The organism is Niastella caeni, from assembly GCF_004834005.1.
GTDB lineage: Bacteria > Bacteroidota > Bacteroidia > Chitinophagales > Chitinophagaceae > Niastella > Niastella caeni.
Genome location: NZ_STFF01000015.1, coordinates 77,420 through 94,593, shown reverse-complemented (window position 1 = coordinate 94,593; position 17,174 = coordinate 77,420). Strand labels below are relative to the sequence as shown.

Here is a 17,174-nt window from a genome sequence, read left to right as displayed (position 1 = left end):
AAGCGCTATTTTTTTGACAAACTGATAGATTCTTTATACAAGGGGAAAAGGTGTTCCAGTACTTCATTCCAGGCTTTAAACTGATCAGCCGTCAACAGCAGATGATCATTGTAAAACTCCTGGGAAAGTATAATGGTATTTCCTTTTTGCTCATAGTTCAATGAAAATCCCCATATATCATTTTTAAACGATTTACTCTTTGGTAAATAGCTTACGGTATAACCGTCGGGGATGGTAAGAACGGTTACATATTTGTTTACAAACCTGAAATCATACGCCACGGGCATTTTTCGGCGCGGGAAATCGATCTCTTCGTGTTCGTATAATTTGTGCAGGTTGATATTCAAATACCATTCATCACCAATTTTCCGCGCATAATCCTGCAGCTCAAACTTGCCGCTTAATGTAACATGGTTTTTGTCGCTTAAATCGCCTACTTCATAACTGGAAAGGTGAAACTTGTTAGAACCCCGGGAAAACCGGCGCCGCATATAATTTTCCTTATCCTTCTCATTGATGTAGCTCAATGAGCCATGCATATTCATGGCATAATAACCACTCATATGCAAATTAACGCGGCCGGTGATGCCTTTATCGGTTAACTGTATAAAACAGGAATCGACACGCTGATTGGTTTCTTTAGGCGGTGAAGGCACTTTTACAATAGTGTACTTACCTGGTTCCAATGCGATCATGGCTTCCTTTTCCTGTATGGCCGAAGGGGGAATACCAAATACGCAGGTGGGATCTGTACCGTCGAGGAATATAAACTCGTCTTTCTTCAACTGAATGGCGCAGATCATGTGATTATCAACGATCGGCAACGGTGTTTCCCGGTAGCTGTATGGCAGATCGCGGGTACCGATCCAGGTATGATATGCCGGAACGCCGGCAGTATTCAACATTAAGGTAAGTATGCTGCTCATGTCCTTACAATCGCCAAAACGACGACTGCAAACAAAATTGGCATCGCGCGGTATAAAGCCTTCCATCCCGTCTTCAAATGCCACGTATTTAATATGGTCCTGTACCCAGCTATAAATGCGTTTGGCTTTTTCTTCCTGCGAGGGAACGCCATTGGTAAGTGAATCCACGATCCGCTTCAGCTCAGGGCCGGCCACCTTATTAAGGTCCTTAATAAAGCCGCTATTTAACTTGTACAGGTCATTGGTATCGGCCAGGTAACTTACCTGTTCGCCTTTGTCGTTTTTATACTTTTCAATATAAAAAACAATATGCGGTGAATACCACGACGCACCGGGAGCATCGGGATAATCCTTTTCAGCCGGCAAGTCCTTTACCTGGAAAGTATATGTGATCTCTCCACCCCTGCTGTCCTGGGTAAATTTGATCTTATCGGTATCCAGTCCTTTCAGCACATATTTCACCGACATGCCTTTGGGAAAAGAGATGCTTATAACATCATTGATAACCGGAATGCTACGCGCAAAATAATGAGGCGAAAGCAGGAACGGCTTCTTATGGATCACCAGCATGTTCAGGTTGCCGGTAGCGCCGGGGCCAATGGCCGGGAAATCGAAACGCGTTTCCTTCGCATCGTCATAAAATACGCTTGACGACTTACTGCTGCCGGTTTTGAAGTTGGTAACTTTTATCTTTTTGTTTTCGGCCGTTTGCGTGTAGGCCTCATATTCTTTTACTTCATGAAAACTGCTATGACCGAAACCATACTGGCTCAGGTAAGCTGCTGCATTTGCAGTCAGGTACATCAACTGTTGCGATTCACGGCTTTCAATATACGGCTCGCCATCTTTGATCTTTATCTTATACTGTTCGGTTGAATTCAGCATAACGGCTTCTTCGCCGGGAAACTTAGCTTTCAACTCTTCAACCTTCTGTGCTGCAGTGGTGAGCGATATAAATAGTCCGGTTGCAAAAAATAATCGTTTCAATCCTTATTCACTTTTTATTTTACACTAAGTAATTGCCCGAAATAATAAACTCTTACCTGTTTTAATTTTCCATTGTCATCATAAAATCGCTGTTCGCCGTGGTAATCTCCATTATATTGATTGCCTTCTTCTACCAATATTCCTTTTGCATTATACTCTTTATAAGGGCCATGCAAATTATCGTGCTGGTAAGTATATACAGAACGCAGGGTACCATCGGGATAGTATTCCTTCATCAGATCTTCCGAGTTTCCATAAACCTCAGTATTTTCCAAACACAATTTACCGCTGGGGTGATTCCGCTTATACTGGCCATTCTGTTGTCCTTCCACATACTCAACCGTAACAGATGAATTTCCATTCGGGAAGAGGGCATTTATTTTACCACTACCCCGCAAAAATGGTATTTCAGCAACTGGTTCATTATTCCTGCCCAGGTAGCTGTAACCAACCGGAAGGTCAAATTCATAGTGTAGCTGATAGGCCAGTACACCTTCTTCAGAATACTTCTTGTACATTCCATGACGATCTCCACGCTCATAAGTTACCTCTGCATCTACCTTACCATTTTTATAGTAATATATTTTTTTTCCGTGTAACTTACCAGCCGTGTATTCTTCTGTTTGCGACAGGCTGCCATCAGGACGGTAATACTTCCAGGTGCCTATTTTTTCATTCAATTTGTACACGCCTTCCGAGCTGATCTTTCCGCCATAATGATATGTTCTGAAAATACTGTCGCGCAAGCCTTTTTTAAAGCACTGTATCGCCTGTACAGAGCCATCGATATAATAATGCCTGAATACACCGTCCAGGTTCCCATTGATGTAGGTGCCTTCACCGTAGGGTTTTCCATTGAGGTATACCGAGGTAAACTTTCCTGAGCCATTAGGTAATTTCACCCGGTGCAGCACTTTACCAGTGGTATCAAACGATACGGTTTCCAAAAGCGTACCCATCTCATAAAAGTCTTCCGTTTCTTTTATGCCATTGGGCCAGTAGGAAGTTTTTAATCCATTCAGTTCGCCATTCAGGTAATTAGTGCGGGCAATAAGGTTGCCTGTTTCGTTATACAGCAGCCATTCTCCCTGCACCATATTGTCTTTATACCATCCTTCTTCCTCTTTGCCGCCATGTAAAAACCAGGATGTGTAATAGCCGTCTTTTTTATTGGCTACATATTGTGCAACAGCCTTTTTTTGTCCGTTAGAAAAATAAGACGCGGCCTCACCATTCAACTCACCTTTCACGTATGGGTTTACTTCTTTATTTTTTCCAGAGCCATAAAAATAGGTCTGTATACCATCGATCTCTCCTTTTGCATTGTAAGGCGTAGCCACTTTTTTAGTACCATCGGCATTGTAAACCAGCAGGTCAATTTTTCCCTTTGAGGTTTCTGAAAGGCTGATCTGTTTTCCGGCTTTATCAAAATACCGCGCGGCTTTCAATTTATCTTCATCGAAGGTGAAAGTATAATACAACTTACCGTCCTTGTCGAGATACTGCACATCGCCACTGACCTTTCCTTTTTTATTATTGACATACTTTGTATACAACTGCCCATCGTAGTAATAGCTTACATATTCTCCTTCCAGGGTGCCATTGTTATAGGTTTCAACGGTGTTCGGCTTACCATTTTCAAAATACCGTTTTAATACACCGTTTACTTTATCCTGTACGTACTGTGCTTCCAGCGATAATACGCCATCATTGTACCAGGCTTTATACGGCCCGTTCACTTTATCGTCAACATAAGCACCTTCCGACTCCAACTGTCCGTTATTATGGTAGGTTTTAAAAGGACCGCTTTGTTTACCATTATCATAGGTTTCTACAGCATGCAGCACGCCTGTTTCATTAAATGTTTTTTTAACGCCGTGCAGTTTTCCATTGCTATAGTTAGCCGTCATTTTGGTGCTGCCGTCTTTAAAATAAGTGGTATGCGGGCCATGGGGTTCCCCGTTCTTATAAACGGCGCGGGAAGAAACAACACCATGGTCATAATAGTATGTTTCAGCACCTTCCTGTTTGCCATTCCGATACGACTCATCGCCTTTTAATTGTCCGTTAAAATGATAATATTTCCAGGGGCCTTCTTTTTCACCTTTATCATTGTAACCGCCCGAGCCCTTTATATTACCTGCCGGATAATAAAATTCCCAGGGGCCTGTAAGTATTTCGCCGTTATTGCGGGCGATGCCTTTACCTACCAATACTCCGCTCGAAAAATAGTAGAGCGGTCCGTTCGGATTGCGCTTTGAATATTTTAATTCACGGGTGGATCTTATCAGGTTACTGTAAGCAACAACTTCGTCTACAAATGCGCTTAACTCCTTTTTATTTTTCTTGTTATAATCCTTGATGGTCTTAATATCTATACCGGAAAAAGCATAGTATACCAGGTTTTCAAATTTCTTCTCATCGAACATCTTCTTATAAAAAGGAACATAATACTGCATCCAGAAATTGTTGTCCGTTTCATCAAAGCTGAGCTTTTCGAAAACTACCTGCATCTGCCTTGAAATTGGATCGTCGAGGTCAATGATCGATTTATAATTTTTATCCAGCGCAATTTTCGACAACACGATCTGTTCAATCATCCGGAAGTTTTCATTCGGTTCTTCTTTTCGCTTATTCACCTCTTCCATAACATCGTCTTTACTTTTTGCGATGTTATCCAGGATAGCAATGGCGTTAAGAGAAAACCGGCCTTCGGGTTCCATAACGAGGTTGGCTACCATGCTCAGGAAAGCCGGAACAACCTGCCCCTGGTTGATAGCACAGAGCCCTAATTTATAATGAGAACTGGCAGAATAAGGATTGATCAACAGGGCTTGCTGAAATACCTTTTCTGCTTCTTTATACTTTTTCATCCGGAGCAGTGTAGTGCCTTTGTTCACATATAAAGTGGTGTACGCCGGATAAAGAGCAATTGCCGAATCGAATATTTTGAGGGAACGCTCCTGCTGATTATCATAATCCAGCAGGCTGCCATATTGCGTCAGCAACTCCGGGGCTCGTTCCCTTTCTGTAGTAAGGGCCAGCGCCTGCTCACAATACCGTATCCCTTGTGCATACTGGCTATCGGCACTGCAGGTCAGTGCGCATTCATACAACGCCCACACATAGTTGGTATCGCCGGCTTTTACCTGTTGAAATTCTTTCAGGGCTTCCTTGTATTTACCATCATCATACAATTTGATGCCGGATTGGATGGCCTCTGCAGAGTTAATAAGCGGATTGTTTTTTTGAGCGTTGGTGTACATGCACGCAAGGCAGAGTACGGCAACCAGGGTTAAATGTCGGTTCATGGTTATATTTACCTTCTTTAAAATGTGAAGGTATAATGAAGTTTTAAAAAAAGAAACGGATAGCCGGGAATATTTGTCCCTGCTGATTTTGAGGCCCAAAATACATATTATTTTTTATTGCCCTTATTACATATTTCCACCTGCCTCTTTACACGGTTTTTGCCTTAAATGACACACTTATCGCCCAAAAATGCACGCTTATCAACTTTTAGCAACAACTCAAATGGTTTTATTATTTTTATAGATTTTAAAAAAAGATGCCTGGCTTGATGGCCAGGCAAACAACTACGGACATAAATGGTAAATACCTGCGTAAACAATCTAACCATCACGGTCAGCAAGCCGGCCTGTCGGAATTCCACCGCTGCAGTGAAAAATTATTAAACCGATGAAACCAACCTGCTGACCGATCAGCTCTTCATTGCAGACCTATGCATTGAGAAGAAATTAATTTAGGTAAGCGCCTTTCGGCACTTCGGCTACGCCCCGTGCGAATGCGCTCTACGCTGCGTACGCAGCCCCTTCTACTTCGCACCGGGTCTTACCTGATTTATAATTGAACAATCTGCCATTGCTGGTTGCGACCGCCATTATAAGGCCATTGAATGATCGGTGCGCCATTGGTGGTTGAACCGCCGTTTACATCGAGCGATTGACCACTATTGCGATTGATTATTTCGTAATAACCAAAACCCTGATCTACAATGCGCCATTGCTGGTTGTTACCACCTGAATAATCATATTGAATCACAGCAGCGCCGTTCGTAGTAGAGCTGCCAGTTACATCCAATGCTTTGTTGCTATTGCGGTTAATGATACTGTAATAGCCATTCCCCAAACTGGTAATTTTCCATTGCTGGTTATTACCACCCCAGTAATCCCATTGTATAATGGCGCCTCCATTGGCAGTTGAAGAACCATTTACATCCAGCCCCTTGTTGCTTTGTCTGCATACAATACTGTACCAGGCCGAACTATTAAAGCTGCCTTGCGGAAAACTAATGGAAGTATTGCCCCAGCCATATTGCAGGCGGGTTAAACCGGATGCATTATTCGTATTTAAGGTAGAACCACTCAGCGTAAGTAAACTATAGCTATCGCCATCGCGCAAACCAGGCCAGTATATACAGCCCATTGAACGGGAGAGAATTCCACTGGTCATTCCCTGGAAATAGGCGATCTCCCTGTCGGTTCCCGGCGCACCCAGGTAATTTTTTCCATTGGTCATTGGAATGCCGAATTCTGTTACAATGGTACGTGCCGGATAAGCAATGGATTGAATGGCCGCCACCCAGTCGCCGGTTGTTGTTTTATTATTATCGAACCAGGTATAATTATGGTAAGATAACAAGCAATTGGTTAACCGGCTATCGGCCCCTACCACATTCACGTTCTCCGCATACCCTTGTCCATCGAGTATAATTCTACCACGCGGAACAGACGGATAATTACTTAACCAGTTTGCATATAAATTATTGAGATCGGTAGCACCGTACCCATGCGGTTCGTTGAACGGTTCAAAATATACCCGGCTGTTGCTGCCATACTTGTTTACGATGGTCTGCCACATACTCCAGAATTGGGTCATATTATCAACCAATCCATCTTTGGAGCTTTTGGCTTCCCAATAAGCCAGTATCACGTTCATGCCTTTGCTAGCCGCCATATCAATAGCGCCTGTATAAGCATTCCACCAGGATTGGGCTACGGTATTCGGATTGACTGGTAGCCGAACCGTATTGGCGCCTCTTGACTGAAAAGCGGTAAGAATGTTATTCGCTTTTGATTGTACGGTAGCATAGTTATCAGTAGATGCCAGTCCGCTGACAACCACCCAACCATCTTCGAAATTATCGTCGGGGTCGGCCCAGTTCAGCCCCTTGAAATTGTTAGTGGCGTCCAGGGTAACCGAAGTATCTTCCGGCACCGGGTCCGGCGTTTCAATGGCATCGGCCTGCTTTTTTGAGCAGGATATAAATGCTGCAAGCAGCAAAAAGGATAAAAGTTTTTTCATTGCAATCGTTTTTATATGGAGGCTTAATTTGAGCTTCTTACTAAAATTAACGTTGCAACGACATTTAACAGGGGGGAGAATTCCTAAAATATGGGGGGTAAATTACTGGGACCCCACCCGGTTATTCAAAAAAAGGAACCCCTGGTATGGCGTATTTTTTCATCCCCGCTTCATTGATCTCCACGCCAATACCCGGTTTATCGGATACGGTTATAAAACTATTATTCACCCACTCCCCATCATAGGTGATAATTTCCTTAAACATAGGCTGGGTATGAAAATAAGATTGCCATTCCAGGATCATGAAATTGGGTACGGCGGCACACACATGCGCAGAAGCCATAGCGCCCAGGAAGGAAGCTACCATATGTGGCGCAAAAGGAACATAGTACAGGTTAGCGAGGTTGGCAATACGTTGCCCCTCGCCCAGCCCGCCGCATTTTTGCAGGTCGGGCATTACGATATCCACTGCGCCTATCTCCAGCATTCGTCTGAAACCATAGGCCAGGTAATGGTTCTCGCCGGCGCAGATGGGTGTGGCCGTTGATTCGGTGATCAGTTTATACGCTTCCACGTTCTCGGCAGGCACCGGTTCTTCCAGCCACATCAGGTTCAAAGGCTCTACCTTTTTGGCAACAGCTTGTGCAGTTACCGCATCATAACGACCGTGCATATCTGCACAGATGTCGATAGTGGGCCCAACTGCTTCGCGTGCAGCTGCCAATTGATCGTACATGCGTTGCAGCTCGGCCGGACTGGCCGTCCAGTTATACACATCATACTTATTAGGATCGTTCGCCTGGTCCAGGTCGAACTTGATGGCGTTGAAACCCATCTTTTTGGCATTCCTGGCTGCTTCGGCAAAATCTGCGGGGGAAGGCCGGTTGCGCTGGTACAATGCCGTATCACAATACACGCGTACCTTATCGCGAAACTTTCCACCCAATAACTGGTATACCGGCAACTGCAAGGCTTTCCCGGTCAGGTCCCACAACGCAGTTTCTATGGCCGACAAAACCGCCACATACATGCCCGACTGCGCGCCCTGAAAAAAACCGGATTTACGAATGTCTTCAAACAGGCGGTGCACATTCAACGGGCTTTTTCCTTTAATGCGTTCACCGAAATTTTTCACCAGGTGGTAGGTGCCGGGAATGGCGTCCACGCCTTCACCGCAACCCCAGAGATCCTGGTTGGTATATATTTTTACGAACAGGCTGCCCCTGATGTAACCGCATTTCACCTCGGTGATCTTCAGGTTGGAAGGTGGTGACGCTTTTGGCGTTCGCTCAATGGCATTTTCAAATTCCTGTCCGAATGCAGACAAAGAAGCCAATGGGGCCATGGCGGCGGCGATAGCTGTCTTTGTGATAAAGTTTCTTCTTGAGTTAGAGTGTGTCATTGGGTTTGTTTAATAGTTAATAAGCTAGTAGCTAGTGGTAAATGGCGAGTAGGGCTTTTATTGCATCATTCGTTATTATTTTTTCACCTTAAGACATTTCAGTTTTTTTCCCTACTAGCTACTCGCCACTTGCTACTCGCTACCATGTACGTCCTTTCAAAAACTCCCGGATCTGGCTTTTAGATACCGGCAGCTCATTGATATGATCGTTGAGCCATTTGGAGAAATCTTTTTCAATTTCGTCGCTCCAGCGCGAATCGATCTGACCAGGCGTGTATTTCCCTTCGCGCAACCGCTGGTGACCAAACATATCTCGTAAGCGAACGATCTCAGATGTCTTTACCACTTTTTCTGCAAGATGCGGTGGAATGAAGATCACACCGCCATCCCGGCCCAACACTACATCGCCCGGCATTACGGTTGCCTTACCAATGCGTGTAGGCTGATTGATCCCAACCAACGTTGTGTTCAGATCGCCATCGGGATTGTTCAGGTGATGCGAAGGGTGATAACTGCGGAAGAAAGAAGTGAAAGAACCGATCTCTTTCAAACCCTTGATGTCGCGAATGGCGCCATCGTATACAATTCCATTACCTGTTTTGGCATAAATAGAATTGCCGAGGTTGTCCCCGATGGTGGGACCATCTTCATACGCATCGAACTGGTCAACGACGTATACATCCCGCTTTACCAGCAGATCGATAGGCCAGGAGTTTTGTGATTTCACCCGTTTATCGCGCACACCAAATTTGTCTATTACGCGATGGATATCCGGGCGTCCGGGCATGAAGATGGCGGTTACTGCACGGCCTACCAACACACTGTCGGGATTGATGGTTTTCCATTCGCCATCGTATTGATGTTTGTAATTTTCATTGCGCAACACTGCCCAGGCTTCTTCCAGTGTCACCAGCTTCATGCGATCGAGCAAGCTGTCGGGCACTTTGGGTCTACCATCGGCAAAACGTTCGCCACCCCATTCAGGCGTTAATGCAATGAGTTGTTCGCGGGAAATTTGTTGGCCATAAGTTGCTGCACAAAGCAACACCAGCATTAGAATTAAACAATACTTTTTCATATTTATATAAGGTTATTGTTTCGTCTTACTTCCTACCTCCTACTTCCTGTCTAGCGTCAGCTCCACAACCGGTCGTGCGAGCGAACATCGTTCCATTCGGGTGTAGGCTCGAAATAGGTTTTGTTAGCGGGCAGCAAATGTTTTTTAATTTCTTCTTCCACCAGTTCTATTCCCAACCCGGGCGCCGTGAGCGGCACATTCGCATATCCCTTCTCGAACAGCTTGCGGCCATCCGTTGTTTTTACCAGCGTTTCCCACCAGGGATTGTCGAGCGAGTGATGTTCCAATGCCAGGAAATTTTGCGTAGCGGCAGCGCAATGCACATTAGCCATAAACGACACCGGCGTGCCGGCAAAATGCATGGCCATGGCCACGCCTTTTTCTTCGGCATAATCCCCAATGCGTTTTGTTTCTAAAATACCGCCGGCTGTGGCGAGGTCGGGATGCACGATATCAACAGCACCTGCATCGATCAGTGGTTTGAAACCGTTGAGCAGATAAATGTCCTCACCCGTCAATACCGGGGTTTCCAATGCATCAGACATTTTTTTGAATTGATCGGTGAACTCCCAGGGCACCATGTCTTCCAGCCAGGCGAGGCGGTAGGGTTCTACTTTCCTGCCCCAGCGTATGGCATTGTTCAGATCGAAATGGCCGTAATGGTCACTTGCAATAGGAATCTCATAGCCTACTACCGAACGTATGTCGCTCACGATCTGCGCCATGCCGTCTAATCCTTTTTCGGTGATCTGGATGGCGGTAAAAGGATGTTTTATATTTGCGTAGTCCATATACCCCCCACGCCACTGCGCCAGGTTACTGCCCCAGAATTTGCTGTTTACCAGCGCGCCTTCCTGCCCTTTCACTTCGCCGATGGAAATATCCATCTTCAGCCAGGTCATACCCTGTTCTTCCAGGCGGTATTTGATCTTTCTTTTGAATTCATTGATCGAAGACGCTTCGGGCGTATCGGCATACAATCGTACTTTATCGCGATACCTTCCGCCCAGCAATTGCCACACCGGCACATTGTAGGCTTTGCCGCAGAGGTCCCACAAAGCCATTTCTACTGCGCTTACGCCACCACCCTGCCTCGCATGGCCGCCAAACTGCCGCACCATTTTAAACAGCATTTCTACATTGCAGGGATTTTGATTCAGGATGCGGCTCTTCAGCATCAGAGCATAGCGTTCATCGGCGCCGTCGCGCACTTCGCCCAATCCATAGATTCCCTGGTTGGTATCGATGCGAATAATGGGCGTGCGGCCCACATTCTGTATAATGCAATACCGCATATCGGTGATCTTCAGATCAGATGGGTTTGAATAGCGGCTGACCTTTTGCGTGGTTTGCGCAATGATCTCTTCAATGGGCCACAGCGCGCTGATGCCTCCTAATGCAATGCCGCCCAGCGCCGATCGTTTCAAAAAAGAACGGCGGCTGTTGGATGCCTTATCAGATGTATCTTTTTCAGGGTCATTGAGCCCTAGCTTTGTAAGGATCTTTTGAGAAGGATTCATATTATATGATTTAATGGTCATAATTGATTGATTGATACTTAACACTACAATGCATGCGAAGTAGGAAGTATGCCTTTTACTTCGTATCTCCTGCTTCTTACCTCCTACCTCCTGCTTCTCATACCTATTACCACAATGTTTCCTTGATCAATTCACAACCTTTCCGAATACTTATGCTGCAGATTACCGATCGCCTCAAATTCATCGAACAGCTTCGCACTCAGCTTTTCAAATACGGTGAAGTAATCGGCATAGATGGCGTGGCGCTGTTTATTTGGCTTATACACATCGGGCAGTTCAACAGTTTGCGCCGCATCCTCCAGCGATTTATAAATGCCCATCTCCGTGGCGCTTAACAAAAAGGCGCCAAAACTTACACTGTGAAACTGTGGCCGCAGGCGTACAGGTTTGTTGAACAGATCGGCGAGTAATTGAGCACAAAAAGGCATTGTGCCAAAAGTGCCATTCACCGAAAGACTTTTGATGGTACGATGTTCGCCCAGCGTTTTACCAATGCTGTATATTTCATACAGTATGCCTTCAATGGTAGCCCGCACAAAATGTTTGCGTTCGTGTTTTATATGCAGGCCGAAATAGGCACCGCGCGCATTGGCATTCCAGATAGGTGCGCGTTCGCCCAACAAATAAGGAAGGAAAAGCAGGCCATCGGAACCCGCCGGCACTTTGGAAGCCTCTTCTATTAACTGTTGAATGCTGTTCTCTATGTCGAACGGGTTGGTGAAATCACCGAACTGACGAGTGAACCATTCAAAAATATTTCCGCCGTTATTGGTAGGGCCGCCAGATACATAGCAATTCTCTGTAAGCAGGTAATTAAAGAACCGCATCTGCTCATCTTTCAAAACCGCAGGTCCCATCACCCGTACTGCACCGCTGTCTTCAATTGTAATGGTGGCCTTGCCTTCGCCTTTCAACCCGTCGCCCAATGTGGCCAGACAACCATCGCTGGAGCCAATCAATATTTTTGTTTCGGCCGGCAGCCGCAACGATTGCTGATACGCTTTTTTCAATTTTCCGGCAGCAGTAAATACCGGCGCGAGGCCTGGTAGTTTGGAAGCTGTAATTCCTGCATATTGCAACGCATCGGCTTCCCATTTAATAGTATGAATATTCATCAGGCCAGTTGCCGAGGCGATGCTGTAATCGATCATGTACTCGCCGGTCAGTTGGTGAATGATATAACTTTTAATGGAAAGGAATTTACTGGTTTGGCGAAACCGTTCTTTATCGCTGTTCCTGATCCATGCTATTTTCACAAGCGGCGACATGGGATGAATGGGCGTACCGGTGGCCGCATAGAGGCTTTTACCAAGCGCCGAGCGACGTAATTCCTGCGCCTCTTTCTTGGCCCGGTTATCGGCCCAGGTAATGGCATTGCCTAATGGATTGCCATTTTTATCAACCGCCAGCACGCTGTGCATGGAAGCGCAGAAACAAATGGAGGCTACTTTATATTTTTTTGGGTGTATATATTCGTTCAGGATATTCTTCAACACATACAGCGTGGTAATAAAGATCTGTTCCGGGTCTTGCTCACTGTGATCGGGTTCGGTATGGAATGTAGGATAATACCCTCGCATGGAACCGATGACGCGGCCGTTGAGGTCATAGGCAAACATCCTTATTCCGTTTGTTCCCAATTCAATGGTGATGATGCATTTCATGTTTATAGTAATTAGGTAGTACGCAAATGATTTTTTCTGAATTCACTTGGCCGGTAACCGGTCAGCTTTTTAAATGTGGTGGAAAAATGTTGCGACGAATAAAAGCCCGTGTCCAACGCTATATCGGTCACCGCTATATCGGGTTGCTTCAATAATTTAATGGCTTCGGAAATTCGAATATTGATCAGGTAATTGATGGGCGAAAAACCAGAATAACTTTTTACCCGCTCCGTGAATAAAGTGGTACCCATCCCCACCAGGGCAGCCATTTCTTCCACAGTCCATTGATGCGCCAGGTTCTGACGCAACATTTCTTCCAGGTGCATAAATGTCTTTGGAAAGTCACGAACGGAATGGTTTTGCCGCGTCATTTGGCGGGTAACCTGGATCAACAGTTCATCAATCTGGTGATTGATGCGTGCCTGGTACGCCACTTCCTTACTGCATAGTTCTGCATGGATGCATTTAAGTATTTTACCGGCCTCATTGAACCGGCTCAGGACCGGTGAAGGGTTCAATAATAAGATCTTACCAATAGCAGCGCCTTCGCTGTCGGATAAGCTGCTCCAATTACCGAATTGAATGAGCCCATTTTCTTTTTGAATGCCCAGGTGAATCCAGGTAAAGGATCCGATCTCCAGCGCGCCTTTATCGCTGCCGAACGGTGTGCCAGGCAATATAACCGCCACATCACCAGGAAAAAAAACATGCGGCTGCTGATTGATCCGCCATTCGAACCTGCCTTCTAATATGTGATATATTTTCAATCCATCTGTGGCTGTAGTTAGAAAGGTGTTAAACTGGATAGAACCATTCTTTCTTAATCCCACTTCAAGAATATGTGGGAACAATAGCAGTTCTGGCGATTTCCCATATTGTAGCAGAAATTGATTCATATGGCTTTACATACTTATCGTGGCGCAATCGAAGCATCTTGTGAGACCTTACATAAAGAAAGGAAATTTATTCGTGCCGGAGGTGCAAAATTCAACACAGTTTTATTTTGGAAGTTTTTCATTCCAATACCTGATAATTTGTGGCTCAACGATTAATCACCAAAACAACTTGCCGGTATGAAAAAGTATCGCAACGGCAGGCCATCGCGCTTTGTGGCACTATGGCTGCTCTTCACTTTTCAATTATTTTTTTCCGTAACGTACGCGCAAACTATTACGGGTACTGTTTCGGATGAAAAAGGAACGAAGCTGTCACGGGTTTCTGTCATTATAAAAGGCACAACACAGGGAACCTCCACCGACAATGATGGTAAATTCAGCATTGCGGCCCCGGCCGATGCCACGCTAATGTTCAGTTCTGTAGGATATAAAAGCATTGAGGTAAACATTGCGGGCCGCACAACTGTGAATGTGTCGATGACGGCCGACAACCAGAACCTGGGCGAAGTGATCATAACAGCTCTGGGTATTAAAAAACAGGCCCGAAGCCTGGGTTATTCAGCCACCAACGTTAAACCTGAAGAGCTGAGCGTGAACCGCACCAGCAATGTCATGAATGCCCTGCAAGGCAAGGTGGCCGGCGTAAATATCTCGTCCCTGGGCACCGGACCAGGTGGCACATCCAAGATCCGCATTCGCGGCCAATCGTCTATTTCCGGACAAAACAATCCCCTGATCGTTATCAATGGCGTACCGGTTGACAATACCAATTTCAACGACAATACGATCTCTGTTAAAGGCGGCGGCATATTCGCTGATGGCGGGGATGGGTTATCGAGTATTAACCCGGATGATATTGAAAGCATGACCATATTAAAAGGGGCGCCGGCATCGGCGTTGTATGGCTCTCGAGCCAAGGACGGCGTGATCATGATAACGACAAAAACGAAAGGTAAGACAAAAGGCATCGGCGTTACCTATAACGGCAATTACACCAATGACACGCCACTTGATTTTACTGATTATCAGAATGAATACGGTCAGGGTGAGAATGGCATTCGACCTACGGCGCCCAACCCAACATCGGGTCAATGGTCGTTCGGTGAAAAGTTTACACCGGGCATGACGCACATCCTGTTCAATAATCTCACCGTTCCCTACCAGCCACAAGGCAGTCGCATCAGGGAATTTTACCGGCATGGGCAGAACATGTCGAACACAGTGGCATTTGAAGCCAGCAACGACAAAGGCGGCCTGCGCCTGTCGCTGAACAATACCGACAACAAGGGCATCATGCCAAACAATTCGTTCAATAGAAAATCCATGAACCTGGGTTTCAGCTATAACCTGTCTGAACAATTTTTGGTATCGGGAAATATTAATTACTCAAGGGAGATCAATAAGAACCCACCCAACATTGCCAACCAGGATAACTCCATACCTACTACCCTGATGGCGCTTGCGACCTCCATGCCGCTTCAAGTGCTCAACGAAAATAAATACAATGCTGCAGGTAATGAGTACAGTTGGACAAGATTCACTAACCGCACCAATCCCTTCTGGGTATTGGCAGACCAGTTCCATAATATCAAACGCGACCGGGTATTCGGCAATGTGGCATTGAAATATAACATCCTGCCCTGGCTGAGCGTACAAGGCCGCTTTGGCCAGGATTACTGGTCGCGCGATGAAGACGTTAATAATTTTCCAACCGGTCAGGCTTCCAGGGCCTCTGCACCACCCGGCTTTGTGAATGGTGTATTCACCCAGGAATCGCGCCGGTTCCGCGAAACCAACCTCGACTTCCTGGTGAATGCCAATAGAAAATTCGGTAACCTGGAATTGAATCTAAACGGCGGGGGCAACCGCATGCGCAAACGTTCCGATATTAACAACGTGGTGGTAACAGATTTTATCATCCGGGGTTTGTACACTGTGCAGAATGGAAGGGCCAAGGACCCGGTGTATACATTGATAGAACAGGGCGTGAATTCGTTGTACAGTTCCGCCGAATTCAACTGGAAGCAAACCTTCTATGTAACCGGCACGGTGCGTAACGACTGGTTCAGTACCCTGTCACCGGCTAATAGAAGTATTTTATATCCATCCGTTTCGGGCAGCTATGTATTTTCAGAACACCTGCCCACTATAAGCTGGCTGAACTTTGGTAAAGTGCGACTGGGTTATGCCGAGGTGGGTAGTGATGGCGATGTAGCGCCTTATGCCGATCAATTGTTCTATTCGGTTAATGCCAATTTCATTAACAACCCCAACAATACTCCTGTACCCGTAGGCACCAGCAATATTATTACGGGAACCGTCAGCGCTACCACCTTGCCAAATCCTAACTTAAAACCCAGCCGGGTAGCCGAAACGGAAGTTGGGTTGGAAATGCGGATGTTCAACAACCGCGTGAATGTAGACCTGGCCGCTTACCGGAAGATCACAAGCGACCAGATCGTACTGGCGCAGATCTCCGATGGCTCGGGTTATTTCAATACACCCATCAACAGTGGCAAAAGCCGCAATTACGGGTTTGAAGCCATGCTGAACCTGGCGCCGGTAAAAACGAAAGATTGGTCATGGGAGTTTACCGCCAACACCTCTTACAACATTACCAAAGTACTAAGCATTATCACCAGCAAACCGGGTGAGCGTATTACCACCGGTCTCCATGTGTTCAATGGCGAAACCAGGCATGTGGTGGGCCAGGAAATAGGTCAGATTGCGGGCTACGGCTATGCACGGGATGTAAAAGGACAACAGATATTCCAGTCGAACGGTTTACCGCAGCGAACACCCGATCTGGTACTATTTGGCAGCGCCCTGCCCAAATGGATTGGCGGTTTTCTGAATACCTTCAATTACAAAGGCATTAACCTCACTGTTTTCATAGATTACAAGCTGGGTGGTAAAATGTTGTCAGGCACCAACTTCAATGCCGTGCGGCACGGCTTGCACAAGAGAACGCTGGTAGGCCGCGTAGGTGGCGTAAAAGGCGCCGGTGTGGATGCGAATGGCAATCCCAACAACGCCATATCCCCGGTACAAACCTATTGGGAACATTTGCGCACCCAGCAGATCGTGGAATCGGTTGTTTATAACAGTGGCTACTGGAAATTGCGCCAGGTGTCGCTGGGCTATGATCTCACCAAACACCTTCCGGCCAAATGGCCCGTCAAAGGCGTGAAACTCGACCTGGTAGCCAACAATGTATTGCTGTTAAAGAAATGGGTCGACAATATCGATCCGGAAACATTTGGCTTCGGCTCCGATAACCAGGTGGGACTTGAATCGCCCGGCCTGCCCACTACCCGCAGCCTTGGATTGAATTTGAATATTAAATTCTAACACC

General features: G+C 46.1%; 9 protein-coding genes. 1 reads left to right on the top strand and 8 read right to left on the bottom strand.

Annotation, left to right across the window (positions count from 1 at the left end; all coding sequences use genetic code 11):
• Positions 1–5 precede the first annotated feature (5 nt).
• The 8 genes from FAM09_RS29680 to FAM09_RS29645 all read right to left on the bottom strand — a co-directional run bounded on the left by FAM09_RS29680 (position 6) and on the right by FAM09_RS29645 (position 13,819).
• Positions 6–1,913: a DUF3857 domain-containing protein gene (locus FAM09_RS29680; protein ID WP_136580807.1), complete on the bottom strand. Its 1,908-nt coding sequence runs from the start codon at positions 1,911–1,913 to the stop codon at positions 6–8.
• Positions 1,914–1,927: 14 nt separating this feature from the next.
• Positions 1,928–5,224: a tetratricopeptide repeat protein gene (locus FAM09_RS29675; protein WP_136580806.1), complete on the bottom strand. Its 3,297-nt coding sequence runs from the start codon at positions 5,222–5,224 to the stop codon at positions 1,928–1,930.
• Positions 5,225–5,774: 550 nt separating this feature from the next.
• On the bottom strand, positions 5,775–7,238 hold the full coding sequence (locus FAM09_RS29670; RefSeq protein ID WP_136580805.1) for an RICIN domain-containing protein: 1,464 nt from the start codon (positions 7,236–7,238) through the stop codon (positions 5,775–5,777).
• 121 nt (positions 7,239–7,359) lie between these two features.
• Positions 7,360–8,640 carry a mandelate racemase/muconate lactonizing enzyme family protein gene (locus tag FAM09_RS29665; protein ID WP_136580804.1) on the bottom strand — a complete coding sequence of 427 codons (1,281 nt, stop codon included), beginning with the start codon at positions 8,638–8,640 and terminating at the stop codon, positions 7,360–7,362.
• Between the two features lie 139 nt (positions 8,641–8,779).
• Positions 8,780–9,718, bottom strand: coding sequence for an RraA family protein (locus FAM09_RS29660; RefSeq protein ID WP_136580803.1), 939 nt, complete (start codon positions 9,716–9,718; stop codon positions 8,780–8,782).
• 56 nt (positions 9,719–9,774) lie between these two features.
• Positions 9,775–11,238: an enolase C-terminal domain-like protein gene (locus FAM09_RS29655; protein WP_136580802.1), complete on the bottom strand. Its 1,464-nt coding sequence runs from the start codon at positions 11,236–11,238 to the stop codon at positions 9,775–9,777.
• Positions 11,239–11,390: 152 nt separating this feature from the next.
• Positions 11,391–12,923, bottom strand: coding sequence for a gluconokinase (locus FAM09_RS29650; RefSeq protein WP_136580801.1), 1,533 nt, complete (start codon positions 12,921–12,923; stop codon positions 11,391–11,393).
• Positions 12,924–12,934: 11 nt separating this feature from the next.
• Positions 12,935–13,819: a helix-turn-helix transcriptional regulator gene (locus FAM09_RS29645; protein ID WP_136580800.1), complete on the bottom strand. Its 885-nt coding sequence runs from the start codon at positions 13,817–13,819 to the stop codon at positions 12,935–12,937.
• Positions 13,820–13,996: 177 nt separating this feature from the next.
• On the opposite strand from FAM09_RS29645, the gene FAM09_RS29640 reads away from it, so the two are divergent.
• Positions 13,997–17,170: a SusC/RagA family TonB-linked outer membrane protein gene (locus FAM09_RS29640; protein ID WP_136580799.1), complete on the top strand. Its 3,174-nt coding sequence runs from the start codon at positions 13,997–13,999 to the stop codon at positions 17,168–17,170.
• The last annotated feature ends 4 nt before the right edge of the window (positions 17,171–17,174 follow it).